At 58.0% G+C, this 26,110-nt stretch carries 22 protein-coding genes; 10 read left to right on the forward strand and 12 right to left on the reverse strand.

Annotated elements, in window-relative coordinates:
• Position 1 precedes the first annotated feature (1 nt).
• The 3 genes from EGJ09_RS17395 to EGJ09_RS17405 all read left to right on the forward strand — a co-directional run bounded on the left by EGJ09_RS17395 (position 2) and on the right by EGJ09_RS17405 (position 3,512).
• Positions 2–1,156: an ABC transporter ATP-binding protein gene (locus tag EGJ09_RS17395; RefSeq protein ID WP_125924453.1), complete on the forward strand. Its 1,155-nt coding sequence runs from the start codon at positions 2–4 to the stop codon at positions 1,154–1,156.
• 40 nt (positions 1,157–1,196) lie between these two features.
• Positions 1,197–2,540, forward strand: coding sequence for a carbohydrate porin (locus tag EGJ09_RS17400; RefSeq protein ID WP_125924454.1), 1,344 nt, complete (start codon positions 1,197–1,199; stop codon positions 2,538–2,540).
• Between the two features lie 117 nt (positions 2,541–2,657).
• A complete protein-coding gene (locus EGJ09_RS17405) occupies positions 2,658–3,512 on the forward strand; it encodes a D-hexose-6-phosphate mutarotase (RefSeq protein ID WP_125924455.1) in 855 nt (284 codons plus the stop codon).
• On the opposite strand, the gene hexR is transcribed toward EGJ09_RS17405, so the two are convergent.
• Complete coding sequence (gene hexR / locus EGJ09_RS17410; protein WP_174141604.1) at positions 3,505–4,368, reverse strand: DNA-binding transcriptional regulator HexR; 864 nt, start codon at positions 4,366–4,368, stop codon at positions 3,505–3,507. The two genes, EGJ09_RS17405 and hexR, sit on opposite strands and share 8 nt — an antisense overlap.
• Before the next feature lie 211 nt (positions 4,369–4,579).
• On the opposite strand from hexR, the gene zwf reads away from it, so the two are divergent.
• From zwf to EGJ09_RS17425, 3 genes are read left to right on the forward strand one after another with little or no spacing between them, the layout of a single operon-like run.
• Positions 4,580–6,049 carry a glucose-6-phosphate dehydrogenase gene (gene zwf, locus EGJ09_RS17415; RefSeq protein WP_125924456.1) on the forward strand — a complete coding sequence of 490 codons (1,470 nt, stop codon included), beginning with the start codon at positions 4,580–4,582 and terminating at the stop codon, positions 6,047–6,049.
• Positions 6,036–6,749 (forward strand): 6-phosphogluconolactonase, encoded by a 714-nt coding sequence (gene pgl, locus EGJ09_RS17420; RefSeq protein WP_125924457.1) that lies wholly within the window; start codon positions 6,036–6,038, stop codon positions 6,747–6,749. Before zwf ends, pgl begins: the two co-directional genes overlap by 14 nt.
• 17 nt (positions 6,750–6,766) lie before the next feature.
• Positions 6,767–7,441 carry a bifunctional 4-hydroxy-2-oxoglutarate aldolase/2-dehydro-3-deoxy-phosphogluconate aldolase gene (locus tag EGJ09_RS17425; protein ID WP_046784404.1) on the forward strand — a complete coding sequence of 225 codons (675 nt, stop codon included), beginning with the start codon at positions 6,767–6,769 and terminating at the stop codon, positions 7,439–7,441.
• 284 nt (positions 7,442–7,725) lie between these two features.
• Here EGJ09_RS17425 and EGJ09_RS17430 read toward each other — a convergent pair whose 3' ends face one another.
• The 7 genes from EGJ09_RS17430 to aepX form a co-directional block, all read right to left on the reverse strand.
• Positions 7,726–8,286 carry a cupin domain-containing protein gene (locus EGJ09_RS17430; protein WP_125924458.1) on the reverse strand — a complete coding sequence of 187 codons (561 nt, stop codon included), beginning with the start codon at positions 8,284–8,286 and terminating at the stop codon, positions 7,726–7,728.
• A complete protein-coding gene (locus EGJ09_RS17435; RefSeq protein WP_125924459.1) occupies positions 8,276–9,427 on the reverse strand; it encodes a hypothetical protein in 1,152 nt (383 codons plus the stop codon). The genes EGJ09_RS17430 and EGJ09_RS17435 overlap by 11 nt, the downstream gene beginning before the upstream one ends.
• Positions 9,424–10,308, reverse strand: a complete 885-nt coding sequence (locus EGJ09_RS17440) for an NAD(P)-dependent oxidoreductase (protein ID WP_125924460.1) — start codon at positions 10,306–10,308, stop codon at positions 9,424–9,426. Before EGJ09_RS17440 ends, EGJ09_RS17435 begins: the two co-directional genes overlap by 4 nt.
• A gap of 172 nt (positions 10,309–10,480) precedes the next feature.
• A complete protein-coding gene (locus tag EGJ09_RS17445; RefSeq protein ID WP_125924461.1) occupies positions 10,481–11,050 on the reverse strand; it encodes a cupin domain-containing protein in 570 nt (189 codons plus the stop codon).
• Positions 11,047–11,796 carry a PHP-associated domain-containing protein gene (locus EGJ09_RS17450; protein ID WP_125924462.1) on the reverse strand — a complete coding sequence of 250 codons (750 nt, stop codon included), beginning with the start codon at positions 11,794–11,796 and terminating at the stop codon, positions 11,047–11,049. Before EGJ09_RS17450 ends, EGJ09_RS17445 begins: the two co-directional genes overlap by 4 nt.
• 3 nt (positions 11,797–11,799) lie before the next feature.
• Entirely contained in the window at positions 11,800–12,360 is a 561-nt protein-coding gene (locus EGJ09_RS17455) for an HD domain-containing protein (RefSeq protein WP_125924463.1), read from the reverse strand.
• Positions 12,341–13,225: a phosphoenolpyruvate mutase gene (gene aepX, locus EGJ09_RS17460; RefSeq protein WP_125924464.1), complete on the reverse strand. Its 885-nt coding sequence runs from the start codon at positions 13,223–13,225 to the stop codon at positions 12,341–12,343. Before aepX ends, EGJ09_RS17455 begins: the two co-directional genes overlap by 20 nt.
• A gap of 211 nt (positions 13,226–13,436) precedes the next feature.
• On the opposite strand from aepX, the gene EGJ09_RS17465 reads away from it, so the two are divergent.
• Entirely contained in the window at positions 13,437–14,630 is a 1,194-nt protein-coding gene (locus tag EGJ09_RS17465; protein WP_125924465.1) for an MFS transporter, read from the forward strand.
• A 110-nt stretch (positions 14,631–14,740) separates the two neighbouring features.
• Here the strand turns inward: EGJ09_RS17465 and leuA are convergent, their stop codons facing one another.
• The 3 genes from leuA to xseA all read right to left on the reverse strand — a co-directional run bounded on the left by leuA (position 14,741) and on the right by xseA (position 18,992).
• Positions 14,741–16,414, reverse strand: coding sequence for a 2-isopropylmalate synthase (gene leuA, locus EGJ09_RS17470; protein WP_125924466.1), 1,674 nt, complete (start codon positions 16,412–16,414; stop codon positions 14,741–14,743).
• Between the two features lie 367 nt (positions 16,415–16,781).
• Positions 16,782–17,609, reverse strand: coding sequence for a M23 family metallopeptidase (locus tag EGJ09_RS17475; RefSeq protein WP_125924467.1), 828 nt, complete (start codon positions 17,607–17,609; stop codon positions 16,782–16,784).
• Positions 17,610–17,612: 3 nt separating this feature from the next.
• On the reverse strand, positions 17,613–18,992 hold the full coding sequence (gene xseA, locus EGJ09_RS17480; protein WP_046784402.1) for an exodeoxyribonuclease VII large subunit: 1,380 nt from the start codon (positions 18,990–18,992) through the stop codon (positions 17,613–17,615).
• 216 nt (positions 18,993–19,208) lie between these two features.
• On the opposite strand from xseA, the gene EGJ09_RS17485 reads away from it, so the two are divergent.
• The 3 genes from EGJ09_RS17485 (at position 19,209) to guaA (ending at position 23,026) form a co-directional block, all read left to right on the forward strand.
• Positions 19,209–19,766, forward strand: a complete 558-nt coding sequence (locus EGJ09_RS17485) for a hypothetical protein (protein WP_046784400.1) — start codon at positions 19,209–19,211, stop codon at positions 19,764–19,766.
• A gap of 86 nt (positions 19,767–19,852) precedes the next feature.
• Positions 19,853–21,322: an IMP dehydrogenase gene (gene guaB, locus EGJ09_RS17490; protein ID WP_008094438.1), complete on the forward strand. Its 1,470-nt coding sequence runs from the start codon at positions 19,853–19,855 to the stop codon at positions 21,320–21,322.
• A 126-nt stretch (positions 21,323–21,448) separates the two neighbouring features.
• Positions 21,449–23,026: a glutamine-hydrolyzing GMP synthase gene (guaA, locus tag EGJ09_RS17495; protein ID WP_012316007.1), complete on the forward strand. Its 1,578-nt coding sequence runs from the start codon at positions 21,449–21,451 to the stop codon at positions 23,024–23,026.
• A gap of 65 nt (positions 23,027–23,091) precedes the next feature.
• Here guaA and EGJ09_RS17500 read toward each other — a convergent pair whose 3' ends face one another.
• Entirely contained in the window at positions 23,092–26,040 is a 2,949-nt protein-coding gene (locus EGJ09_RS17500; RefSeq protein ID WP_125924468.1) for a membrane-targeted effector domain-containing toxin, read from the reverse strand.
• Positions 26,041–26,110 lie beyond the last annotated feature (70 nt).

The raw sequence follows: 26,110 nt of genomic DNA on the forward strand, positions 1-26,110 counted from the left end.
CATGGCAACGCTTGAACTTCGTAATGTGAACAAGACCTACGGCAGCGGCCTGCCGGATACGCTCAAGGACATCCAGCTGTCGATCAAAGACGGCGAATTCCTGATATTGGTCGGCCCTTCGGGGTGCGGTAAGTCGACCTTGATGAACTGCATCGCAGGCCTTGAGAACATCACCGGTGGCGCGATTCTCATCGATGACCAGGATGTCAGCGGCATGAGCCCCAAGGATCGTGATATCGCCATGGTGTTCCAGTCCTACGCGCTGTACCCGACCATGAGCGTGCGCGAGAACATCGAGTTCGGCCTGAAGATCCGCAAGATGCCGCAGGCTGCCATCGACGAGGAAGTGGCGCGTGTGGCCAAGCTGTTGCAGATCGAACACCTGCTTTCACGCAAGCCGGCGCAGTTGTCCGGTGGCCAGCAGCAGCGGGTGGCGATGGGCCGCGCCTTGGCGCGGCGGCCGAAGATCTACCTGTTCGACGAGCCGTTGTCCAACCTCGACGCCAAGCTGCGCGTCGAGATGCGCACGGAAATGAAACTGATGCACCAGCGGCTCAAGACCACCACGGTGTATGTCACCCACGACCAGATCGAGGCCATGACCCTGGGCGACAAGGTTGCGGTGATGAAGGACGGCATCATTCAGCAGTTCGGTACCCCGCAGCAGATCTACAACGACCCGGCCAATCAGTTCGTTGCCAGCTTCATCGGCTCGCCGCCGATGAACTTCATACCGGTACGCCTGACCAGGCAGGACGGGCGCCTGCTGGCCCTGCTCGACAGCGGCCAGGCACGTTGCGAGCTGCCGTTGGGTGTGGCCGGTGACGAGCTGGACGGGCGCGAGATCATCCTCGGCATCCGCCCGGAGCAAATCAGCCTGGGTACGGGGGAGGGCAACGGCCTGCCGGGCATTCGCGCCGAGGTGCAGGTAACCGAACCTACCGGCCCTGACCTGTTGGTCTTCGTTACCCTCAACCAGACCAAAGTGTGCTGCCGCCTGGCGCCGGATGTGGCGTGCCGGGTCGGTGACAGCCTGAACCTGCAGTTCGACCCGGCACGGGTGCTGCTGTTCGACGCCGCCAGCGGCGAACGCCTGGACTTGAATACTGCCAACGCTTCACTGAAGGACAACGTGACTCACCTCAAGAGCCGTTGAATCGTCGAAACCATCAATAAGAAAAAGAGGACGCAAAGGGATGGAACAGCGCAATCGCATAAGGACCTTGGGCTCGCTGGCCCTGCTGGCCATAGTTGGGAGTAGCGGGGTGCAGGCCGCCGAGGCCTTCTCCAGCGAATCGAAATGGATGACCGGCGACTGGGGCGGTACTCGCACCGAACTGCTGGAAAAAGGCTATGACTTCACCCTCGACTATGTGGGCGAGGTCGCCGGTAACCTCAATGGCGGCTACAACGACGACAAGACGGCACGCTACAGTGACCAGTTCGCCCTCGGCGCGCACCTGGACCTGCAGAAGATCTTTGGCTGGCACGATGCCGAGTTCAAGCTGGCAATCACCGAGCGCAGTGGCCGCAACCTCTCCAATGACCGCATCAGCGACCCCCGTGCCGGGCAGTTCAGCTCGGTGCAGGAGGTATGGGGGCGCGGCCAGACTTGGCGTCTTACCCAGATGTGGGTCAAGCAGAAGTACTTCGACGGTGCCCTGGATGTGAAATTCGGCCGTTTCGGCGAGGGCGAGGACTTCAACAGCTTCCCTTGCGACTTCCAGAACCTGGCCTTCTGCGGGTCGCAGGTGGGCAACTGGGTCGGCGGCATCTGGTACAACTGGCCGGTCAGCCAGTGGGCGCTGCGGGTCAAGTACAACATCACGCCAGAGTTCTTCGTGCAGGTCGGCGCGTTCGAGCAGAACCCCTCCAACCTGGAAACCGGCAACGGCTTCAAGCTTAGCGGCAGCGGCACCAAGGGTGCGATCCTGCCGGTGGAGGCCGTCTGGTCGCCCAAGGTCAACGGCCTGCCGGGCGAGTATCGCCTGGGCTATTACTACAGCACGGCTGACGCCGAAGACGTCTACGAAGACGTCAATGGCAACCCGCAAGGGATCAGCGGCGCCGGCTTCAAGTCACACTCCAGCAAACACGGCTGGTGGGTGGTTGCGCAGCAGCAGGTCACCGCCCACGGCGGCGACGTCAGCCGCGGTCTCAGCCTGTTCGCCAACTTCACCGTGCACGACAAGGCCACCAACGTGGTCGACAACTACCAGCAGGTGGGGTTGGTGTACAAAGGTGCCTTCGATGCCCGGCCCAAGGATGATATCGGCTTTGGTGTCGCCCGCATCCACGTCAACGATGATGTGAAGAAGCGCGCCGAACAGCTCAACGCCCAGAGCGGCATCAATGACTACGACAACCCGGGCTTCGTGCCGCTGCAGCGTACCGAGTACAACGCCGAACTCTATTACGGCTTCCATGTGACCAACTGGCTGACCGTGCGCCCGAACCTTCAGTACATCAAGAGCCCGGGTGGCGTGGATGAGGTGGACAACGCGCTGGTCGCAGGGTTGAAGATTCAGTCGTCATTCTGAGCACATTTGTTGTAAATTTACGCCAATCCAAAAACGGCTCCCGGCATCCACTGGCTTGCAGTGGTTGTCGGGGATAGGCCGAGACAGCGCTATCTCAAACAACAAGAGCTTGGAACCATGCCTGAACATCCGCTACATCGCTTCTTTTCCGTACAGAGGCCGAGGCCGACATTCGAGTGGGAGCGTTACCAGCAGCGCGATGTGCTGATCATCGATCACCCCTGCTGCCAGGCGGTTTTCAGCCGCCAGGGCGCACAGTTGCTGCACTTCCAGCCGGCCGGCGAGCGGCCATGGCTATGGTGCGCCGAACAGTGGCCGCAGGTGGGGGCAATCCGTGGCGGCGTGCCGGTGTGCTGGCCGTGGTATGGCCGCCACCCCAGCGAGGACCTGTGGCCGGCCCATGGCTGGGCGCGCCTGCTGGACTGGAAGCTGGTGGACAGCCGGGAGGACGAGGAGGGCGTGAGCCTGAAGTGGCGGCTGGACTTGTGCGACTGGCAGGTCGACCTGCATGCCCGCCTGGGCAGCCGCATGGAACTGGGCCTGAGTACCGAGCACCAGGACAGCGAACCCTGCCAGTTGAGCCATGCACTGCTGGCCTACTGGCGTATCAGTGACGTTTCCGAGATAGCGCTGTCCGGGCTTGAAGATATCGAAGGCTATGACCGTCTGAGCCGGCAAGCCTGCCGCGAGGAGGGCGCATTGAAGCTCAAGGGCGGCTGCCAGAAGGTCTACCCCGGCACGCCGCGCGTGCAGTTGCAGGACCCGGCCTGGCAGCGTGAACTGTGTATCGATACGGGTGACAGCGACGATACTGTGGTCTGGCACCCAGGCAACCGCCCGTTGATGGGTGTGAGCGGGCGCGAGTGCCAGGGTTTCGTCTGTGTCGAGGCGGCCAGCGGCAGCGGTGAAGGTCTGAGCCTGGCGCCGGGCCAGCGCGCTCATCTGCGGCTGCAGGCGCACCGGCTCAGCTGAGTTCGTCGTCCTCGATCGGGTAGCGGCTGGCGTTGAGGCTTTCCTTGATCTTGCGCAGGTGCGGCTGGAAGTCCACGCCGCGGCGCAGGGTCATCCCGGTGGCGAGTACGTCGAGCACGGTCAGCTGGATGATCCGCGACGTCATCGGCATGTAGATGTCGGTGTCTTCCGGCAGCGGGATGTGCAGGCTCAGGCTGCACGCTTGGGCCAGGGGTGAGCCGGCGGCGGTCAGGCCGAGCACCGAGGCGCCGTTTTCCCGGGCCAGGCGCGCCACCTCCACCAGTTCGCGGGTGCGCCCGGTGTAGGAGATGATCACGAACAAGTCGCCCGTGTGGGCCACAGAAGCCAGCATGCGCTGCATCAGCACGTCGGCGTGGGCCGAGACGGCGAGGTTGAAACGGAAGAACTTGTGCTGGGCGTCCAGGGCTACCGGAGCAGAAGCGCCCAGGCCGAAGAAGTGGATCTGCCGGGCCTGGATCATCATGTCCACGGCGCGGCTGACCTGCTGCGGGTCAAGCTGCTGGCAGGCGCTGTCGAGCGAGGCGATGGCACTGGCAAAGATTTTCTGGGTGTAGGCTGCAGGATCGTCATCGGCCTCGACGGCGCGGCTGACATAGGCCGCGCCACTGGCCAGGCTTTGCGCCAGCTGCAGCTTGAGCTCGGGGTAACCGCTGACGCCGAACGAACGGCAGAAACGGTTGACGGTCGGTTCGCTGACCTTGGCCGCCTGGGCCAGTGCGGCAATGCTGAAACGGGTGGCTTGTTGCGGGTTGAGCAGGATGACTTCGGCGACTTTGCGTTCGGCCTTGTTCAGCTCGTCGAGGCGTCCCTGGATCTGCTCCAGGAGGTTTCGCACGCGGTCCATGGGTGTGTCCTTGGGTCGGGAAGACAGCCGGCTGGCGAAGCAGCAGGCTTTTTGCACGGTCGTCTATCGTACTGTCGGTACGGGTGGCGCACCACTTATCTGTAACACTTGTGTGTAATGTTGTGGTTTTTACTACATTTTCTCTTGAAAACCGTATGTGAAAGCGGTATTCCTAGGCCAACTTTAGGAAAGAACCAACATCATGGCTGCGATCAGTGTTGAACCTTGCACCTTTGCCCTGTTCGGCGCCCTGGGCGACCTGGCATTGCGCAAGCTATTTCCTGCGCTCTACCAGCTCGACCGCGCCAATTTGCTGCACGCCGATACTCGCTTGCTGGCGCTTGCCCGCGAGCCTGGCAGCGTGCAGGAGCACCTGAATACCATCGAGGCTCATCTGCGCAAGCACGTGGCGGAGGCCGATCTGGAACCTGCGGCGCTGGGGCGTTTTCTGGGGCGTCTGAGCTACCAGCACCTGGACTTCCTGCAGCCGGAGGGCTACCAGGCCCTGGCCGAGCAGGTACCTGCCGAGCTGCCGTTGATTGCCTATTTCGCCACTGCGGCTGCCGTGTATGGCGCGATCTGCGAAAACCTCGACAAGGCGGGCCTTGCCGCGCGCACCCGGGTGGTGCTGGAAAAGCCCATCGGGCACGATCTTGAGTCATCGCGCCGGGTGAACGACGCCGTGGCGCGGTTCTTCCCGGAAAGCCGTGTTTACCGCATCGACCATTACCTGGGCAAGGAGACGGTGCAGAACCTGATCGCCCTGCGCTTCGCCAACAGCCTGTTCGAAACCCAGTGGAACCAGAACTCCATCTCCCACGTGGAAATCACCGTGGCCGAGAAGGTCGGCATCGAAGGCCGCTGGGGCTATTTCGACAAGGCCGGGCAGCTGCGCGACATGATTCAGAATCACCTGCTGCAGCTGTTGTGCCTGATCGCCATGGACCCGCCCAGCGAGCTGTCGGCCGACAGCATCCGCGATGAGAAGGTCAAGGTGCTCAAAGCCCTTGCGCCGATCACCGGCGAGGGCTTGAGTACCCGCGTGGTGCGCGGCCAGTACATTGCCGGCTACAGCGACGGCAAGCCGGTGCCGGGTTACCTGGAAGAAGACAACGCCAACGCCCAGAGCGACACGGAAACCTTCGTCGCCCTGCGTGCCGACATTCGTAACTGGCGCTGGTCGGGCGTACCGTTCTACCTGCGTACCGGTAAGCGCATGCCGCAGAAGCTGTCGCAGATCGTCATCCACTTCAAGGAGACGCCGCACTACATCTTCGCCCCGGAGCAACGTTTGCAGGTCGGCAACAAACTGATCATCCGCCTGCAACCGAGTGAAGGCATTTCTTTGCGGGTGATGACCAAGGAGCAGGGCCTGGACAAAGGCATGCAACTGCGCAGCGGTCCCTTGCAGCTGAATTTTTCCGACACCTGGCGCACCGCGCGGATCCCGGATGCCTACGAACGCCTGCTGCTTGAGGTGATGCGCGGCAACCAGAACCTGTTCGTGCGCAAGGATGAAATCGAATATGCCTGGAAGTGGTGCGACCAGTTGATCGCGGGCTGGCAGAGCGCAGGCGATGCGCCCAAGCCGTATGCGGCGGGGTCCTGGGGGCCGATGAGCTCGATTGCACTGATTACGCGTGATGGGAGGGCGTGGTATGGGGATATCTGAATTGCAACTGCCGACATCCGTCAAGGCGCATCAACTGGATGATGCCCGCGTGCTCTCGGCAACATTGGCTGCTGATGTGGCCGACCGCTTGCGCGCAGCCATTGCTGCGAAAGGGCAGGCCTGCCTGGTGTTGTCCGGTGGCCGCAGCCCGGTGCCGTTCCTCGAGAAGCTGGCGACCGAGGCGCTGGACTGGTCGAAGGTCACCGTCAGCCTGGCCGACGAGCGCTGGGTGCCGGTGGAGCACGCTGACAGCAACGCCGGTTTGCTGGCTCGCCATCTGTTCCAAGGGGGCGCTGCCAAGGCTCGTTTTGTCGGCCTGTATCATCAGGCCGAAAACCTCGAAGCAGCGGCTGCCAAGGCCGACCAGGTCCTGGCCGATCTGCCGGCTATCGACGTGCTGGTACTGGGCATGGGCGATGATGGCCATACGGCTTCGCTGTTTCCCAACAGCCCGAATCTCGCCGAGGGCCTGGACCTGAACAGCAAGCGCCGTTGCCTGCCGTTGCTGGCGCCGAGCGTGCCGCACCAGCGCCTCTCGCTGACCCGTTCGCTGCTGGCCAGCGCCGCTTTCATCGCGCTGTCCGTGCAGGGCCCGGGCAAACTCGCTACCCTGCGCGCCGCGCTGGCGGGCAACGACTTCAATGAAATGCCGATTCGCGCCTTTCTTCACGACCCCCTGGACATCTACTGGTGCCCATGAGCAAAGGATCCACTGTCATGACCACCCTTGAACGCCCCCAGCCTCTGCTCTCGATGGCCGAGAAAGCCGCCCGGATCGATGCGATCTGTGGGGCGGCGCGCATCCTGCCGGTGATCACCATCGCCCGTGAGGAAGATATCTTGCCGCTGGCCGATGCCTTGGCCGCAGGTGGTATCCGCACCTTGGAAGTAACCCTGCGCTCGCAGTATGGCCTGAAGGCTATTCAGGTCCTGCGTGAGCAGCGTCCGGAACTGTGTGTCGGTGCTGGTACGGTGCTCGATCGCGGCATGTTTGCCGCAGTCGAGGCGGCGGGCGCGCAGTTTGTCGTTACCCCGGGGATTACTCAGGACATCCTCGAAGCTGGAGTCGACAGCGATATCCCATTGTTGCCGGGCATCAGCACGCCTTCGGAAATCATGATGGGTTATGCCTTGGGTTATCGCCGCTTCAAGCTGTTCCCGGCGGAAATCAGCGGTGGCGTGGCAGCGATCAAGGCCTTTGGTGGCCCGTTCGGTGATATTCGATTCTGCCCTACCGGTGGCGTCAACCCGGCCAACGTGCGCAACTACATGGCGCTGCCCAATGTGATGTGCGTGGGCGGCACCTGGATGCTCGACAGCAGCTGGATCAAGAACGGCGACTGGGCGCGGATCGAAGCGTGCAGCGCCGAGGCGATGGCTTTGCTGGACTGATACTGAATTTGTTGTGTGCTTTACGGCTTATGGGGCGCTTGGTCGGCGCCCCTTTTTTTGCCCGGCGTTTTTGAATTGCCAGTGCCGACCCTTTCGCGGGTAAACCCGCTTTCACAGGCATTGCACAGCGTTCGAATTCTGTGAAGTCTCTATGGGAGCGGGTTGACCCGCGAAAGGCCGGTATAGGTTAAAAAAGCCCGCATCAAATATGCGGACTTTCTCGTTCATCGCGGCACCGCTTAAGTCGACTTGGCTTTCTCCCGGCTCAGCGACTGTGACAGTAGTTAAAGGTAGTCAATCGCGAGAATTTGTGAATCCGGTTCAAGTTTATAGAAACAATGAGGAGTCCATTCTTCAATGAAAATGGAATCTCCCTCATTTAGTACCTCGTTGTGAAGATGTGGATGACTTCCCCATTTAACCCCTACTGTCCCAGAGAGAATGTATACGAATTCTCTAGCCTTATGTCCGGCGTTTAGTATTGCCTTCTCGGCCGATGGGAATAGAGGGGTAGTCCTGAGTACCAGCAGATTTTTATCTGAAGTTGTCTTGAGTAAGTGGCGGTAAAAATAGGCAGGCTCACCCTGCACGTGCCGTAGGCGATCGAATCGGATGAGTCCGCCGAAAACGCAGCTTTGAGATTTATCGTACTCGCCGCCTAATTCGTCAATCACATAGGCTGCTGTGACGTTAAGATGTTGGGCAATATTTTTAAGCTGCGTAGAGTTAATTGTAATGCCGTCGATGGTTCTATCATAGAGGTCTCGAATATTATCTAAAGTCATTTTTCGTTTTTGTATTAGTTTCTGAAGGTCATCGAGTCTTGCTGTGATGTTAAACTCCATGTTGCCTTCCTTTCTTTATAGTGGAGCAAAGCATGGCCACATCGGTAAGAGTTATGGCACTTGATTTAATCATGGATACCTCTCTTACCAATTGCAGTAATTGCTGGACTTCATCATCTGAGCATGTGATTTGCAATTGGTCCAATGCGTATTTTATTGAGGCGCGTCCAGAATGTTTACCGACGATAATGTGACGTTCGCGCCCCATCACGCTTGGGTCGTAAGGCTCGAATGACTTGCCGTTGTTGAGAGTACCTTTTGTGTGAATACCTGACTCGTGAGAAAAAATGTTGCTGCCCACGATGGGCTGCCAAGGATTGATTTGAGAGCCAGTTGCATTGGCGACAATCTCAGAGAGTGTTTGAAGCTTTTCCGGCTTAACACCAAGGTCAATCCCGTATTGAATTTTTAGGGACATTACCATTTGCGCCAGGTCAGGCATTCCCGCTCGTTCACCAATACCGTTTACAGTGGCATGAAAATATTTTGCGCCTGCCTGCAAACCGGATAATGTATTGCTTACACCGAGGCCGAAGTCGTTATGAGCATGGCACTGGGTATCAATCTCCACTGCGGATACCACTGTACGGATGATGGAGTGGTACTGTTCAGGCGTAAGCACTCCAATCGTGTCAGAGAGCCGTAACCTATCGGCTCCCGCTTCGCAGATGTGGCCGGCATAATCAACGACAAATGACAAGTCTGAGCGGGCAACATCTTCAGCGCTGATTGAGACAAATACATCGCGTTGCTTTGCACAGTCTATTAATTCGCATGCCTGTCTGACAAGCCAGTCCTTTGATTTGTTTATGCTGTGCTTCAGGTGGACCTCTGAAGTGGGTAACCCGATATGTATGTATCGGTAGCCTGCGTCGAGTGATGCTTCTACGTCTGCACGTATCCCTCTATTCCAGCCTACCAGTCGAATATCAGTTCCCTGTGTGCGCTCTAGCATCTCACTTAATGTTCGGCTCTCAGTGCCGCCCATCGCATATATACCGCCTTCAATCCAGCGTATGCCCGCGTCGATAAGGGCATCGAATATCTTTAGTTTAGTTGCTCTTCCAAACGAAATGCCAGGTGCTTGCTCGCCATCTCGTAATGTCGTGTCTTCGACGATAATATCTTGACGTGGATTCATGATGTAACACTCCGTCGTTGAGCGAGTAGTGAAAAGTATTGGCATTGGTCAACGTCGTCGCCAAAGGCGTGTCTGGCGTCGATGAAGCATTGGATCGCCATCGCTGTTGCTGGATAAGCCTTAAGGTCTGGTAATTGAGATTGCGCCAATTCCAAATCTTTACAGCGGACGGCCAGCGTCACATGACTAGTTGTCAACCCTGAGAGTATATAGTTCAGCGATACATGCATGTAGGCAGAACGACCGCGGCAGGAAGTGAATACCTTCACCATTGATTCGAGATCCAAGCCCAACGCCTGCCCTTGATGAATAACTTCCAGGGCCCCTGCTAGATTGATAGACTCTGCCAGATTGTTGAGGATTTTAAGTTGCTGTGCCTTTCCAGGTTGTTTAACGTAGTTGATTGTTTTGCAGATTTTTATGAGTATGGGATGTGCCGATGAGTAGGCTTGTTCATTGCCTGAGACAATAGAGCATAATTTTCCCTGGAGAGCGCCCATTACTCCCCCAGAGATCGGGCATTCGATATAACTCACACCGATATTTCCGAACGCTTCATGTAGGTTGACCGCAGACTCCGCTGATAAGGTGCTGAAGTCAATTACGACTTTTCCTTCTTGGAGCGAATAAAGCAGTCCGTCAGTATCTGAGTAATAGATTGCCCGTAGTGCACTTTCTCCGCTAACACATACAAGAATAATGTTTGCGTTAGCTGCGAGCTCTCTCAAGTTGTTTTTCCAAAGTGCCCCTCGGTGTATCAGTTTTTCAGCTTTTTCGTACGTGCGGTTGTGGATTAATACCTCGACGCCAGTGACTAGAAGTCGATGGCATATGGCATGACCCATTTGATCTAGGCCAATTAATCCGACGGTGATAGTCATGGTTTGATCCTCTATAATTCACAAGGCATGCATACCTGCAATTTCAAGTAGATAAAGGAGTGCAGCACGGCATGCTTGATGCCTGCCGGTGGAGCTTGCGTCAGTGACTAGTTTTCTAGAAGGTGGCTAGTGTGAAAATTATCCTATGCCACCTGGTCTGTTGTTTTCAATGCTAGCCATAGTTGATGGCGATAATTTCTGATTTCTCACCAGGTACATTGCTGACAAACCCGTGAGGTACATCGGGGAGAATGAAGATGGAGTCGCCCTCGTTCAATATCCCTTCTTTAAACTCATTGTCAGAGTCCAGCCACCGAACCCGTACGCTCCCTTTAGTTACGTATACAACTTCCTTTGATGAGTGTCCGTCATTCAAAGGCATGCATTGGAAGTCGTTGGCGCGTACATCCAGTCGTAGAGCCATTAATCGAGGGTCTTGATTGGTTGTAACCAAATGCTCATAAGTGTAGCAATGAGTACCATTTCTGATTTCTTCACGCTTGAAGCCAGTTCCTCGCCTAGCTATTTTTACGCCATTATCCAAGTCGGTAATAGTAAAACCTAAAAAAAGATCGCTCAGTGGCAAGGCCAAGTAGCTAGCAAGCTCTCTCAATTGCTCAATACTTTCGAAGTAAGCGAATTTGTCATCGAGCTCCACATCACAAACGTGTGACATGGTCATCTTTCTCGAAGCAAGGAGTCTCTCAAGGTTGTTTTTGCAAATAGTTATTTTGTTGTTCATGGTTCCCTTCTCTCTGTGTCGGTTTGGCGATGGATCCTAGCCAAAGCAGTTAAACGCAATGAGTCGCGATCCGGTTCGTGCGTTGTGTGATGGCTGTGCAGCCATTTTTTCAGGGTGAGTGGACTGTGCGTGTTATCTTCATTTATAAGTGTTTTACAAGCGCCTATGGATATGAATGAGTGAGAATCAGACCCTCCTGTAGTGTCGAGATTTAATGTCGATGCTAATGTCAAGTATTTATGTATGTTAGTGAGGTCTTTGGCCGGGACCTCGATCGCGTTTATGCAGCGTTTTAAAGCTTCAAGATCTGAGCATGTCTTACCTGGCCAAAAAATATGGTGCGCTACTAGTTTAAAAGGTCTGCCTCGCTTCTCTAGCAGTCCATGAAGCGTATCCAGGGTATACGCGCTCGCTCGTCGATCAAGACTCAGCAGTGTTTCCAGGTCAGCATGCACGCCAATGTTCATATTGTTCGCGAGATGTAGCTCTGCACCGGGTAACACAAGGACACCGTTACAGATAACTGAGCCATCTCCCTGCGTGCTACCACCGAGGCGATTGCTGCAGAATAGACCCAGCATCAGTTTTTCGTAAGCATCAGCTTCGATGTGTTCGGTGATGCAGATTGCATCGAGTTCATTAAAGTTTGCTACTTTCAGCGTCTGGCTCACTGAGTTCCAATCCGGCTCTGCTTGCTGCTTCCACATGAGCAGATGCACATGAGCATCCAATATTGTCCTTTTCATTCATCACCTCATTACGGCCATGATGATTTTTTCATACCTTGAATACGCATTCACGAATCCATTGTCATACGGCGTGTCATCAAATTTTCGGATGGATAGCGCGTCATGGTGGTATGGCTGGTTTTGAAACGCCAAGATTTCTTCGCTTGTCATACGTCCCCCTTGGTTAAGTAAGCTTGACAGTGATCCCGAACTCAGTTGATCGTTGTAGTTTTCATTAACGGTGATTAAGTATCGCTTTGCATCGATATGGAGTTGAATGGGGATGCAGACTGACTGAGGGAACCATCGGTTTAGCCATTGGGCACCCAGATCAGCATGCTGGCAGTCCTTTTCATATGGAGTCATTTCCGGGTCACTGTTGCATAGGAAATGGCCAATGTCGTGGAACAACGCTGCGACAATCACTTCTTCCGCACAGCCCTCAGTCAATGCTTGGTGAGCACTCCAAAGCGAGTGCTCCAAGAGTGTCTCGCCGTTGCTAAGCTTTACTTCTTTACATTCAAGCATGATTGTTTTGAGCATGTGGCAGGCAGCCCGCATGCTAGCTTTCTTGTCGAGCATAAATCAGCTCCGCATCCTTTAGTTCGTCGTAGTTCAAAAGTTGAAATACTTCGGAGAGCGAGCAGATGTTATTGTCGATGTTGCAGATGCTATTGTCTGCATGAATTTGTGCTGCTGCATTTCGCATTGCAAGCAATGAGGCCCGCATCATTTGGTTTGCACATATATACACCGAGACCCCAACTTCCTGTAGTAGCTCCGTCGACACGTTTTTATAGGTTGTTGGGGCAACTATCAAAGGGCAGCGTCCTGCCCAGCACTTACTGAATTCCAATATGTCGAATCCGTCTGTCTCTTTGGAGTGTATAAAAATTCCATCGGCACCTGCTTCGTAGTACTGCTCCGCTCGTTTCAAAGCCGCCTGGACACTCATTCCGGCTACCAATGCTTCTGTACGAGCAATAACAATAAAGTCATCGTCCCGTTTCGAATCCTGCGCAGCTTTAATCTTTCCGCAAAATTCATCCACGCTACTAAGTGCGTGCTCATGGCTGACGAACGAGTTCATTTTAGGAAACTGTTTGTCTTCTAAAGAAACTCCAGCTATCCCATAGTGCGACAGGCGCTTAACTATGTGCCTTACATTATTGAAATTCCCGAAGCCTGAATCTCCGTCGAAAAGAACAGGGATATTTACTGCGTCAGCTATGCATTGAGCGACCTCCATGACCTGACTCCATGATGCCTCATTGCAATCGCGAAGCCCCATCGCTGAGGAAATAGCGAGTCCCGACGCCCAAATAGCTGGATAGCCCGTCTCCTCGACTATTCTAGCGGAGAGCCCATTGTGGGCCTCCAGAATCAGGTCGAGCCTGCCGTTGAATAATAGTTTTCGGAAACTTCCTACAGTTTTTTTTCTTGACATCACAAACTCCGTTTTTTGTTGTTGTGGATGAGTTGCTGATTCAGTCTTAGTCGCACTTGGTGAAAAACTCAATGCCCTGTATGGTTTTTTTTACATTTGCTCTTCCATAGATAAAATTGTCACTGTCAGGTGACAATTCAACCTAATCTGCTGGTTGACGGTAGATTGGTCGCGATTTACGCTTCGTTGATTGATGTGTAACTAGTTAATTATGAACAATCAATCAAAGGCAATAACATGTCTGCTTCTTGCTTTCTCTGTCGAGGCGTGTGCAGCGCAGGTGATTTTTATCTACGTACCGCTAAGCATGCTAAGTGGGTCGGGGGATGAAGTTTTCTCAGCGCTGCTAAGAGCGACCGTTTATTTAGGTCCAGTTGCCTTTGGTTATTGGGCTGGGAGACTTGTGGATGGAGTTCGCTCGCGAGCCTTAGGTTTCTTGGTCGCGCTGGGGCTATGCTGTCATGTGGCGTTGTATGCGATTCGGCGAGGGGGATGGACGTTGTTAGAGACGTTTGTTCTATTAAGTGTGATTTCCATCGGGATATATATACTCAGCAATCTTCGTGCTTGCCTGATACCCCGTATCCTCCATAAAGATTTACTCCCGCGCATGAATGCAGGATTACTTATCGTCGAGCACTGTGCGCTCATCCTATCGCCCGTCGCCGTCTCATATTTTTTGATGTTGCAAAATCCGGTGGTAGTATTTTATGGTGCTTCCATTTGTTTTTTGCTTTCAAGTTTTCTGTATCGCTACTCCTCTTTGGAACTCCCGCCTCGCATCGCCCCGGTTGTCCCCACTTCCTTTATCTCCAGCTATAGGGCGCTTGTGCAAAACAAGCCGCTGGTGCATGTTGTTTATATCGTCGTGGGCAATAATGCCTTCACAGCTATTTATCTTTTTTTCGTGCTCCTGAGTGCTGCGGACAGTGGGGTATTCAATATCAGCGAAACACCATTCCTTTTGGTTTCATATGCTTTGGGTTCCATTTTTTCCGGATTAGTCGCACCGAGGATGATGCGTGCATTAAATACCCGCATTGCTGTGTGTACATGCAGTGCTGGAATGGCTGCATCAGGGGTGTCGCCACTTGGACTAGGAACGGTTGAGTCTTACTATGTGTCAGCCTTTTTCGTGGGCTTCTTTGGGGCCTATGTGATCATTACAGCTTGGACATTGAGACAGGCGCTGGTACCCGCGGCTTTGCTTGGCAGAGTCACCGGAATTACCAGTGCACTCTTCAAAGTTTCGATGCTGCTTTCTGTCCCATTGGCAGGGTTGATAAGCAGTTCTTTTGGCAGTGCTGTAGCCATACTTGCGGGTATTGTGCCCGTAGGGTTAGGGCTCGCACCTATGGCAGTCGCTTCGTTGAAAGTGAAAATGGGTAGTCCTCATACTGACTGACGGGCCTGATTTTTCTTAAACTGTTGTTTAAGCTGGCTGACAGTCCAACTGGTGAATCCAGGGTAAAAAAAAGCCCGCATCAAAGATGCGGGCTTTTTTGGGGGGGCAAGTTACGCGGCCTTGGCCTCTTGCTGGCTCAGCGAGCGGTTCAGCGCGCTGAACAGTGCCTTGAAGCTGGCCGTGGTGATGTTCTCATCGATACCCACGCCGTGCACCGGGCGGCCACCGGCCACGCGCAGTTCGATGTAGGCCGCGGCCTTGGCATTGGTGCCGGCACCGATGGCGTGCTCGTTGTAGTCCATGATCTCCACCGCAACCGGCAGGCCGGCTACCAGGGCTTCGAGGGCGCCATTGCCCTTGCCGCGCCAGTGCAGGGTAGTTTCGCCTTCACCGGCGACTTCCACTTCCACTGCGCTGTGGCCGTTTTCTTCCTGCAGGCGGTGGCTGACCAGTGCGTACGGGCTGTTGGCCTGGAGGTATTCCTTGTGCAGCAGGCTGTAGATCTGCTGCGCGGTCATTTCCAGGCCAAGGCGGTCGGTTTCACCCTGAACCACCTGGCTGAACTCGATCTGCATGCGGCGCGGCAGGCTGATGCCGTACTCCTGCTCGAGCAGGTAGGTGATGCCGCCTTTGCCCGACTGGCTGTTGACGCGGATCACGGCCTCGTAGCTGCGGCCGATGTCGGCCGGGTCGATCGGCAGGTACGGCACTTCCCACAGCTCGCCTTCCTGCTGCTTGGCGAAGCCCTTGCGGATGGCGTCCTGGTGCGAGCCGGAGAACGCAGTGTGTACCAGGTCACCGACATACGGATGACGCGGGTGAACCGGCAGCTGGTTGCATTCTTCGACCACCTTGCGCACGCCGTCGATGTCGGAGAAGTCCAGTTGTGGGTCGATGCCCTGGGTGTAGAGGTTCAGTGCCAGGGTCACCAGGTCGACGTTGCCGGTACGCTCGCCATTGCCGAACAGGCAGCCTTCGGCACGGTCGGCACCGGCCATCAGGCCCAGTTCTGTGGCGGCGATGCCGGTGCCACGGTCGTTGTGGCAGTGCAGGCTGATGATCACGCTGTCGCGGCGGCTGATGTTGCGGCAGAACCACTCGATCTGGTCGGCGTAGATGTTCGGCGTGGCAACTTCCACGGTGGCCGGCAGGTTGAGGATGACCTTGTGCTCTGGCGTCGGGTTCCACACTTCGATGACTGCGTCGCAGACTTCCTTGGCGAACTCAAGCTCCGTGGCGCTGAAGGTTTCCGGCGAGTACTGGAACGTCCACTGGGTTTCCGGCTGCTGGGCGGCGTACTTGACGAACAGCTTGGCCGCGTTCACCGCGATGTCCTTCACGCCTTGCTTGTCCTGGTTGAAGACGATGCGGCGGAACGACGGGCTGGTGGCGTTGTACAGGTGGACGATGGCCTTCTTGGCCCCGCGCAGCGATTCGAAAGTACGCGCGATCAGGTCTTCACGGGCCTGGGTGAGCACCTGGATGGTGGTGTCATCCGGGATGTGACCCTCTTCGATCAGGGTGCGCACGAAGTCGAAATCGGTCTGCGAGGCGGACGGGAACGAGGCTTCGATTTCCTTCACGCCAACCTGCACCAAGGTCTTCCAGAACCGCAGCTTCTTCTCCGAGTCCATCGGCTCGATCAGCGACTGGTTGCCATCACGCAGGTCCGAGCTGCACCAGATCGGCGCTTCGGTGATGGTCTTCGACGGCCAGGTACGGTCTGGCAGGTCGATGGTCGGGAAGGCGCGGTACTTCTTCGAAGGGTCTTTGAGCATGGTCATGGAAGCAATCCTTTTGTGTGCGGCCGAGATCGGGCCTGCCGAGCGATAACGAGATGAAGAGGCGAGGCGACGCGATCAGCCTGGTAGTCGTGCACTGACCAGGCAAAGGCTGCGATGTTGTCGGAGCAGGATGAGGGTGCTGGAGGTTTTCATGCCTTCAACCCTAACCAGTGGGGTGAGGGATGGCAAGCGCTGCCGAAAAATTGAGATAAATGCTTAAAAAAATCCTGATAGCGAGATTTTATGGCGGTTATTTGTCTCAAGCTTTATACCTGTTGCGCGGTATTTTTTGATTGCGCAAATCAAGCTAAGGGGTGCAAAAGGGCGGGCCCCGTCGCCGGCTTGCCGGCGATGAAGGCGCTACGGATCAAGGCTGGAACGCCCCAATGAAGATGGCCGGATCCACCCGCGCATCATTCAGGCTAACGTTCCAGTGCATGTGCGGCCCGGTTGCCCGCCCGGTCGACCCAACCTTGCCCACCACATCCCCGCGGAGCAGCTGCTGGCCGACATTCACGTCGATCTTCGACATGTGGCAGAACATGCTGATGAAGCCCTGCCCATGGTCGACGAACACCGTGCGGCCATTGAAGAAATAATCGCCCACCAGAATCACCTTGCCATTGGCCGGTGTCTTGATCGGCGTGCCGGCTGGCACCGCGAAATCCAGCCCCGCATGCGGGTTGCGCTCTTCACCGTTGAAGAAGCGGCGTACGCCGAACTTGCTCGACAGCGGGCCGCTGACCGGCTTGTCGAGGATCAGGTTGCTTGGCAGGTTGGGGCTGAAGCTGCGGTAGGCCTTGATCTGCTCGGCCAGTTCACGGTCGATGCGCTTGAGGTCGGCGGGGTTGGGGTTGACCTGGCGCTTGTTCTTCAGGGTGATGTGCTGCTCGGGGTACTTCTTGGTGCCGACGCTGAACGGCAGGGTGCGCCCGCCCTGGGACAGCACGGCCGTGCCAGGCTTTTGCGTCAGTGGAATGCCGACGATGGCCAGCCAGTTGTCCTGCTCTTTCACCACCAGCACCGGTTTGCCGTCGAAGCGTGCGCTCGGCGCCGTGGCCGCCGGGCCCAGATCGACCACGGCAACGCCGCCCGGGACGGGCTTGTTCAGGATGCGGGTGATGTAGCTGGCCTGGGCGCCGCCGGCCAGCAACAACAGGGATAGGGCAAGCAGAGGGGCAAACAGGCGGGGCATGTGTCAGTCCAGTAGGGAAAGGGTGACCGGAGTCAGGTGGTTGTCCTCGACCCGCACCTGCAATTCGCCCTCATTCAGGCGGGCAGTCAGGCGCTGGCCGTTGCGGGTTTGCTCGGCACTGCGGATGGCCTGGCCACGCTCATCGAGAAGGATGCTGTAGCCACGTGCCAGGGTCGCCAGCGGGCTGACCACCTGCAGCGTCTGCAACTGCGCCTGAAAGCGCTGGCGGCGGTCCTTGAGCACCTCGCGCATGGCCCGCGGCAGCCGCTCGGCGAGGCTGTCCAGGCGTTGGCTGAGCAGTTTCAGCGTACGCCCCGGATGCTGCGCGGCCAGGCGTGTGTCGAGGCGCGCCAGGCGTTCGCGGCGCTGGTTGAGGCTCTGCAGGAAGGCGCGGCGCATGCGCATGTCCAGGTCGTCCAGGCGCTGTGCCTGCTGGCGCAAGCGCTCGCCGGGGTGGCGCAGGCGCCGGGTCAGCGATTCCAGGCGCAGGCGGTCGTGGGCCAGGCGGTTCTGCATGCGCAGCAGCAGGCGCCGCTGCAACCCTTCAAGGCGCTGCTGCAGCCCGCTGCTGTCGGGTGCCAGCAGCTCGGCGGCGGCAGAGGGCGTAGGGGCGCGCACATCGGCGACAAAGTCGCTGATCGACACGTCGGTCTCATGGCCCACGGCGCTGACGATCGGCGTGACGCAGGCCGCTATTGCACGCGCCACGGCTTCTTCGTTGAAGCACCACAGGTCTTCCAGCGACCCGCCGCCACGGGCCAGGATCAGGGCATCGAAACCGAGGCTGTCGGCCAGGCGGATGGCGCGCACGATCTGCGCAATGGCTTCGCGGCCCTGTACTGCTGTTGGGATCAGGTTCAGTTCGACCTGCGGGGCGCGGCGGCCGAACACGCTGATGATGTCGCGGATGACCGCGCCGGTGGGCGAACTGATGATGCCGATGCGCTGCGGGTGGGCAGGCAGCGGCTTTTTGCGTTCGGCGCTGAACAGGCCCTCGGCGCCGAGCTTTTCCTTCAGTGCCTCGAAGGCCAGGCGCAGAGCGCCGTCACCGGCCGGTTCGACGGTGTCGAGAATCAGCTGGTAGTCGCCACGGCCTTCGAACAGCGAGACCTTGCCGCGCACACGCACTGCCAGGCCATCGCGCAGGGCCTGGCGGACACGTGTGGCGTTCTGCCGGAACAGCGCGCAGCGCACCTGGGCGCCGCTGTCTTTGAGGGTGAAGTACATGTGGCCGGAGGCCGGGCGGGCGAGGTTGGATATCTCGCCTTCCACCCAGACGCTGCGGAACACGTCTTCCAGCAGCACACGGGCGCGGCCGTTGAGCTGGCTGACGGTGAGAACCTCGCGGTCCAGGCCGAGTCGTTCGAAGGGGTCTTTGATCATGGGGGCATGATAAGGGGGTGGGTGGGGAGCGCCAAGTGCAAGGGGCGAGATTTTGGGGGTGGATAATAGAGGAGCGGGGTGGGGGCGGGTGATGCCTTGAGTGTTGCAGCGTTGATGAATCGAGCGCCGCCCGCGGCCTTGCGCTGATCGGTCGCTACCTGAGCGCGTGAGCGGTAGAATTGCGCGATTACCGCAATCCCCAGGCCCGTTTCGCCCATGAACACCCAGAGCATCATCGTCCCGAAACTCTCCACCGTGCCGGTGCACGAGGCCCGCGCCCGGGCCATCCTGCGCTGGCTGGTACGCGAAAAAGTGGTCGAGGAGCAACTGACCACTTGCGGTCGCACCGGCAACCGCATGGGCCATGCCCTGGCCGAAGGCGCGCGCAAAATCGCCCTGCACCCGCAAAAGCTGCCGTTTGGCGCGCCGGTCAACGGCCTGGAAGTGATGCTCAAGCGCTGCATCTATACCCCCACCGAGGGTTTCCTCGAAGAAGCCGGCTGCCCCGAGTGCCGGCGCGAGGTGGGCGAACCCTTGTTCGAAAGCCTGGAAGAGTGGATGCCGGGGGTGAGTGACAACTTCACCTGCCCCTTGTGCGGCTTCGAGGACGACATCAATGGCTTCATTTACCTGCAGCCATGTGCCTTTTCCAACCTGGGGTTCATCTTCAACAACTGGGGCGAGGCCGGGTTTACCCAGGCCTTTCTCGACAGCTTCGCCGACTGGCTGGATCAGCCGGTGGCGGTGGTGCAGGTAAAACTGCCAGAACGCTGACCGAAGGCCCTTATTTTGCATTGAGCGGCGCGCCGTGGATGAGTATAATGGCGCGCTTCCATTTTTCCCGCCCGGGAGCCCCCGCGATGCTGCGTATCAGCCAAGAAGCCCTGACTTTCGACGATATCCTCCTTGTACCTGGCTACTCCGAGGTACTGCCCAATGAAGTCAGTCTCAAGACCCGTTTGACTCGTGGCATCGAGCTGAACATCCCTCTGGTTTCCGCCGCCATGGATACCGTGACCGAAGCGCGCCTGGCCATTGCCATGGCTCAGGAAGGCGGCATCGGCATCATCCACAAGAACATGACCATCGAACAGCAGGCCGGCGAAGTACGCAAGGTCAAGAAGTTCGAGGCTGGCGTGGTCAAGGACCCGATCACCATCGAAGCCGACGCCACCGTGCGCGACCTGTTCGACCTGACCCGCCTGAACAACATCTCGGGTGTTCCGGTGCTGGAGAACGGCGACCTGGTCGGTATCGTCACTTCCCGTGACGTACGCTTCGAAACCCGCCTGGATGCCAAGGTGCGCGACGTGATGACGCCCAAAGAGCGCCTGGTCACCGTGCGCGAAGGCGCCGACAAGAACGAAGTCCGCGAGCTGCTGCACAAGCACCGCCTGGAAAAAGTCCTGATCGTCGACGACAAGTTCAGCCTCAAGGGCATGATGACCGTCAAGGACATCGAAAAAGCCAAGGCCTACCCGCTGGCCAGCAAGGACGACCAGGGTCGCCTGCGCGTCGGCGCTGCCGTCGGCACCGGCAAGGACACCGGCGAGCGTGTTGCCGCCCTGGTAGCGGCTGGCGTTGACGTGGTTGTCGTCGACACTGCTCACGGCCACTCCAAAGGTGTGATCGACCGCGTTCGCTGGGTCAAGGAAACCTACCCGCAAGTTCAGGTGATCGGCGGCAACATCGCTACCGGCGCTGCGGCCAAGGCCCTGGCAGAAGCCGGTGCTGACGCCGTCAAGGTCGGTATCGGCCCAGGTTCGATCTGCACCACCCGTATCGTCGCCGGTGTCGGCGTACCGCAAATCAGTGCCATCGCCAACGTTGCCGCGGCACTGGAAGGCACTGGCGTGCCACTGATCGCCGACGGCGGCATCCGTTTCTCGGGTGACCTGTCCAAGGCCATCGTCGCCGGTGCTTCCTGCGTGATGATGGGTTCGATGTTCGCCGGTACCGAAGAAGCCCCGGGTGAAGTCGAGCTGTTCCAGGGCCGTTCCTACAAGGCCTACCGCGGCATGGGCTCGCTGGGTGCCATGGCACAGGCGCAAGGCTCCTCCGACCGTTACTTCCAGGACTCCTCGGCCGGTGCCGAGAAGCTGGTGCCGGAAGGTATCGAAGGCCGCGTACCATACAAGGGCGCCCTGGCCGCGATCATCCACCAGCTGATGGGCGGCCTGCGTTCGTCCATGGGTTACACCGGCAGCGCAACCATCGAAGAGATGCGCACCAAGCCGGAGTTCGTGCGCATCACCGGTGCCGGCATGGCCGAGTCCCACGTGCATGACGTGCAGATCACCAAAGAAGCCCCTAACTACCGGGTCGGCTGAAGCCTTCAGCGGTAAGTAGCAAGCTTCAAGCTCCAAGCGGTAGTTGCGTTGCAGCAGCTACCGCGTTTTCCCCGATCAACTTGCAGCTCGCAGCTAGACGCTTGCAGCTGCACCAGAGATTGAGTCATGGCCCTCGACATTCACGCTCACCGCATCCTGATCCTCGATTTCGGTTCCCAGTACACCCAGCTGATCGCCCGCCGCGTGCGCGAAATCGGCGTGTACTGCGAACTGCACCCGTTCGACATGGACGATGAAGCGATCCGCGAATTCAACCCACGCGGCATCATCCTCGCCGGCGGCCCCGAGTCGGTCCACGAAGCCAACAGCCCGCGTGCACCGCAGGCCGTGTTCGACCTGAATGTACCGTTGCTGGGCATCTGCTACGGCATGCAGACCATGGCCGAGCAGCTGGGCGGCAAGGTCGAAGGTTCGGACCTGCGCGAGTTCGGTTATGCCCGCGTTGACGTGGTCGGCAAGAGCCGCCTGCTCGACGGCATCGAAGACCACGTTGATGGCGACGGCGTATTGGGCCTGGACGTGTGGATGAGCCACGGCGACAAGGTCACCCAGATGCCGGGCAACTTCAACATCCTGGCCAGCACCCCGAGCTGCCCGATCGCCGGCATGTTCGACGACGCGCGCGGCTACTACGGCGTGCAGTTCCACCCGGAAGTGACCCACACCAAGCAAGGCGGTCGCATCCTGTCCCGCTTCGTGCAGGACATCTGTGGCTGTGAAGCCCTGTGGACGCCTTCGAACATCGTCGAAGACGCCATCGCCCAGGTGCGTCAGCAAGTCGGCTCGGCCAACGTCCTGCTGGGCCTGTCTGGCGGTGTCGACTCCTCCGTGGTAGCCGCGCTGCTGCACCGCGCCATCGGCGACCAGCTGACCTGCGTCTTTGTCGACAACGGCCTGCTGCGCCTGCACGAAGGCGACCAGGTGATGGCCATGTTCAAGGAGAACATGGGCGTCAAAGTGATCCGCGCCGATGCCGAGAAGCAGTTCCTCGACAACCTGGAAGGCGAAGCCGACCCGGAGAAGAAGCGCAAGATCATCGGCCGCACTTTCATCGACGTGTTCGATGCCGAAGCCAGCAAACTGGACAACATCCAGTTCCTCGCCCAGGGCACCATCTACCCGGACGTGATCGAGTCGGCCGGCGCCAAGAGCGGCAAGGCCCACGTGATCAAGTCGCACCACAACGTGGGTGGCCTGCCGGAGGAAATGAACCTCAAGCTGGTCGAGCCGCTGCGTGAACTGTTCAAGGACGAAGTGCGCAAGATCGGCCTGGAGCTGGGCCTGCCGTACGACATGGTCTACCGCCACCCGTTCCCGGGCCCAGGCCTGGGTGTGCGTATCCTCGGTGAAGTGAAGAAGGAGTACGCCGACATCCTGCGTCGCGCCGACCACATCTTCATCGAAGAGCTGCGCAAGGCCGACTGGTACCACAAGACCAGCCAGGCCTTCGTGGTGTTCCAGCCGGTGAAATCGGTTGGCGTCGTGGGCGACGGCCGTCGCTACGCCTGGGTCGTGGCCCTGCGTGCTGTCGAGACCGTGGACTTCATGACCGCGCGCTGGGCGCACCTGCCTTACGACCTGCTGGAAACCGTCAGCGGCCGTATCATCAACGAAATCGACGGTATCTCGCGCGTGACTTACGACGTGTCGAGCAAGCCGCCGGCCACCATTGAGTGGGAATGAGTTGAGCCACGAGGGCGCCGCAAGGCGCCCTTGTTGTTTGCGGTTCGCAAAGTGGTTGATGGTCTTCAATGGGCTACATGACGCATGCCCCGCATCCTGAGGAAGATGTCCAGATCGGAAAGATGCTCTAGTCGTCGCTCATGAATGGTCGGCCAGTCTGGTCGCTCGATGTAATAGAAGCGTCCATCGCGTTTGACGGGGGTACGGCGCAGGCTAAGGTCGCGGCTGCGATTGATCAGGTACGTGTCGCTGTCGATATGTTCAAAGGTGTAGTCACCCGGCCTGATCAGCAATGTTTCAAAATCGGTCGCCGCTGTGGTGAATGGCTCAATCGAGGCGCGCAGCCGTATGTCGCTTTTCAGGTGCCAGACTTTGCCCCCCTTTTCTGGCGCGTCTACACCAGGGTCGACCGCATAGCTGTCGACGCCTCCGACCGGAGTATCCTCGACGCGCAACCCTACCACGCCTTCGGTTTCTGCCAGGCCTGTAACGCCATGGAAGTTATTGGCATGGGTGTTACCGACCAATGCGACCCATTTGCCTGGCCCGCGGGCAGCCTGGTCAGCTTCGATGATCAGGTGAGCATAGAAATTCATCATCTCCTGACGTGCCACGGGGGATGGTGGCGTTGCCCACGCCTGGCGGTAGCTTGCCATGCAGTCGATGGACTGGATACGCAAGCCGTTTTTCTGCGCCTCCAGCAATACCCGGCGGAAGGTGTATCGGCCTGCCAGGTCGGTCTGGTGTCCAAAGTCCTGTGCGGTGATATAGCGGTCCAGCGCTGTGGGCAGTTGGCCGCTGCGGTTGAAGGCGTCCAGGTCGGCCTGCTGGAAGTCGGTCGTGAAATGTTCCATGTACAACGTCTTGACCTTCAGCTTGCGTAGCACAGCCATGTTGTCGATCAAGAAGCGCTTGCTACCCAGGCTGCTATGCGCCTCGCCTACCACCAGGCCCTGGCTGTTCTCATAGATGTTTTGCAGGATCTGTTTTGGCGTTGTTCCGGGGATTATGTCTGGTAATCGAGGGCGCGCAGGCGCTTGCACAGTAGCCATGAAGTCGCGGGCATCCGTAGCCAGTTGCTCGCGAAGCGTGAGAAAGCGAGCGACGGCCGCTAGCCTGTCAGGGTCATGAATATTGATTCGCACCCCTGTTAGCTCTTCGTCTGCCACGTCTTTGAGTGAGGCGCGCAAGTCGGCAGGCACTTCGTAAGGTGTGGCGGCTAGCGCAGGCTGGCTTGTCCCGGTGGCGCGGCGCCCCCAGATTTTAAGCCTCGGGAGCATGCCACCCTTGAGCCCGCCCCGGTCGACGGGATACCAATGGCCCTCGTCATCCAGCCGGATGGGCTGGCTTTTGTAGAAAGAGAAGGGGGTCTCGGGAGGCACAATGGCCCAGGTTTTCAGCTCGGGCGCAAAGCGCACCTGATAGGGTAGCTCGTCGATCAGTACATAGAACTGCCCATCCTGCGTATAGATACCTTGGAGTGCTCCTGTGCCGGGCTCGCCGCTCAGTAGAACGTTGGTTTCGAATGGGCTAAGCAACGGCCAGCCTTCTGCGGGCTGGAACGGCGCAGGGACCCAGGCTTTCACCGCATCCGTCACGCTGGCATCCTCTTCCTCGCCCTGGACCACTTCGCCGGCCGTGGCTGGATCTTCTGCCGAACCTAGGTTTTTCCCTGTGCCTGCTTCAGTGACCTCGGCCAGTTCTGCAATGGGTTGCCCCGGCGCACTCAGGAGAAACGTGGCGTTGAACAGGGTTTCGATGGCCGAAAGAATTGCGCCTGTTACGCCTGCCTTGCGTTCGCAGGTTGTATGGCCACTGATCGCTTGATCGATATTGAGGCCAGTTTCTGCCATGCCGGCACCCACCAGGGCCAACGCAACGGGCCAGTCCACCGCAGCCATGGGGCCGAAGACTCTCAGCGACGCCCTCAGGTAGCCGATCCACAGTTGTTTGCGCAAATCGTCATTCGAGCGCAGGGAAACGTGCGCATCATCGAGCATTCGCTGATGGGCTTTGTCGCGCAGCCAGCTAAAAACATCGCCATCGATTCGCTGATCGAGCGTGTTAAGGCCGGAGTAATCATCTTTTCCCCAGCCTTGATACAGCAGGTCGACAAGGTGGTTGAGCCCGATGCTGGTATTGCCCTCGTCACGATCTTGGAGGGAGAAGTGCGCCATGAAGCGGGCCCGGTTTTCGGCCTGATTGCAGTGGTTGAGCACCCACCAGAACAGCGCCTGATCATTCTCGAACACCTGCAATGCATCGACATCGCCGGGCAAGTAGACAAGTTGCCTGCCATCTTGCATTTGTACGCGCAGGATATCCGTAGCCACATGTCCGCCGATATCGAATGTGCATGCACGAATACCCTTGCCCGTTGCAGACTGGTGTTGCAGTGCTTCTATCGAAGGCGGCCAGGAAATGTCTCCCACCAAGGCTTGGGTGACTTCCCGGCAACACTTTGCAAGCCCTGACGTGGGGGCCTGTGCACAGGCTTCTAGCACTTTGCTCAGGAAGTTGGCCTTGGCCAATGTACGAAAGTTCTCGGAATGTGTTGACCAGAATGACTTCAACCGGCTTTTGAAGTGACTGGCGAAATCGATGCTCCAGAAGTACTCCAGGACATTCCTCGCGTCGAGTCGCACCTCGTTGAGTTCGTCGTAGGCATCTTTGCCAGGGCCATCGCTGTAGAAACCGACGAGGTAGCCGAGCAAGTCGGCATTGTCCTGATCATTGGCATCGAAGCGGTGCATGACCAGCTGGGGCAATGTCAGGGACTCGTACGGTGGGTCCAGATGTTGCCATCCGTTGAAGGTTCTGGGGCTGCTGACGGCGGTGTGAAACCGGTGCAGATAGACGCTGTCGGGGTCATGTGCCTCCAAGCCATGCCGGTCAAGGATCTGCTGCGCGACCTCTCGCGCCATCTGGCGCATGTCCGGGCACGTTTCACTCACTTGCCTGGCCAGCTTGGTCAGCGAATCAAGGGTATCTGGTTGCGTTTTGCCAAGTAACATAAGGGCTCTCAAGGGTCGAGGGTGAGGGCCGGAAAGTGGCAGAAACGGTGCCGTGGTGGCGGTATATAGT

The sequence above is a fragment of the Pseudomonas sp. p106 genome (assembly GCF_003936645.1).
Lineage (GTDB): Bacteria > Pseudomonadota > Gammaproteobacteria > Pseudomonadales > Pseudomonadaceae > Aquipseudomonas > Aquipseudomonas putida_E.

What these genes read in the sequence shown, in the direction of transcription:
- EGJ09_RS17395 (WP_125924453.1), top strand. Translation starts at nt 2, where the DNA reads ATGGCAACGCTTGAACTTCGTAATGTGAACAAGACCTACGGCAGCGGC.
- EGJ09_RS17400 (WP_125924454.1), top strand. Translation starts at nt 1,197, where the DNA reads ATGGAACAGCGCAATCGCATAAGGACCTTGGGCTCGCTGGCCCTGCTG.
- EGJ09_RS17405 (WP_125924455.1), top strand. Translation starts at nt 2,658, where the DNA reads ATGCCTGAACATCCGCTACATCGCTTCTTTTCCGTACAGAGGCCGAGG.
- zwf (WP_125924456.1), top strand. Translation starts at nt 4,580, where the DNA reads ATGGCTGCGATCAGTGTTGAACCTTGCACCTTTGCCCTGTTCGGCGCC.
- pgl (WP_125924457.1), top strand. Translation starts at nt 6,036, where the DNA reads ATGGGGATATCTGAATTGCAACTGCCGACATCCGTCAAGGCGCATCAA.
- EGJ09_RS17425 (WP_046784404.1), top strand. Translation starts at nt 6,767, where the DNA reads ATGACCACCCTTGAACGCCCCCAGCCTCTGCTCTCGATGGCCGAGAAA.
- EGJ09_RS17430 (WP_125924458.1), bottom strand. Translation starts at nt 8,286, where the DNA reads ATGGAGTTTAACATCACAGCAAGACTCGATGACCTTCAGAAACTAATA.
- EGJ09_RS17435 (WP_125924459.1), bottom strand. Translation starts at nt 9,427, where the DNA reads ATGAATCCACGTCAAGATATTATCGTCGAAGACACGACATTACGAGAT.
- EGJ09_RS17440 (WP_125924460.1), bottom strand. Translation starts at nt 10,308, where the DNA reads ATGACTATCACCGTCGGATTAATTGGCCTAGATCAAATGGGTCATGCC.
- EGJ09_RS17445 (WP_125924461.1), bottom strand. Translation starts at nt 11,050, where the DNA reads ATGAACAACAAAATAACTATTTGCAAAAACAACCTTGAGAGACTCCTT.
- EGJ09_RS17450 (WP_125924462.1), bottom strand. Translation starts at nt 11,796, where the DNA reads ATGAAAAGGACAATATTGGATGCTCATGTGCATCTGCTCATGTGGAAG.
- EGJ09_RS17455 (WP_125924463.1), bottom strand. Translation starts at nt 12,360, where the DNA reads ATGCTCGACAAGAAAGCTAGCATGCGGGCTGCCTGCCACATGCTCAAA.
- aepX (WP_125924464.1), bottom strand. Translation starts at nt 13,225, where the DNA reads ATGTCAAGAAAAAAAACTGTAGGAAGTTTCCGAAAACTATTATTCAAC.
- EGJ09_RS17465 (WP_125924465.1), top strand. Translation starts at nt 13,437, where the DNA reads ATGAACAATCAATCAAAGGCAATAACATGTCTGCTTCTTGCTTTCTCT.
- leuA (WP_125924466.1), bottom strand. Translation starts at nt 16,414, where the DNA reads ATGACCATGCTCAAAGACCCTTCGAAGAAGTACCGCGCCTTCCCGACC.
- EGJ09_RS17475 (WP_125924467.1), bottom strand. Translation starts at nt 17,609, where the DNA reads ATGCCCCGCCTGTTTGCCCCTCTGCTTGCCCTATCCCTGTTGTTGCTG.
- xseA (WP_046784402.1), bottom strand. Translation starts at nt 18,992, where the DNA reads ATGATCAAAGACCCCTTCGAACGACTCGGCCTGGACCGCGAGGTTCTC.
- EGJ09_RS17485 (WP_046784400.1), top strand. Translation starts at nt 19,209, where the DNA reads ATGAACACCCAGAGCATCATCGTCCCGAAACTCTCCACCGTGCCGGTG.
- guaB (WP_008094438.1), top strand. Translation starts at nt 19,853, where the DNA reads ATGCTGCGTATCAGCCAAGAAGCCCTGACTTTCGACGATATCCTCCTT.
- guaA (WP_012316007.1), top strand. Translation starts at nt 21,449, where the DNA reads ATGGCCCTCGACATTCACGCTCACCGCATCCTGATCCTCGATTTCGGT.
- EGJ09_RS17500 (WP_125924468.1), bottom strand. Translation starts at nt 26,040, where the DNA reads ATGTTACTTGGCAAAACGCAACCAGATACCCTTGATTCGCTGACCAAG.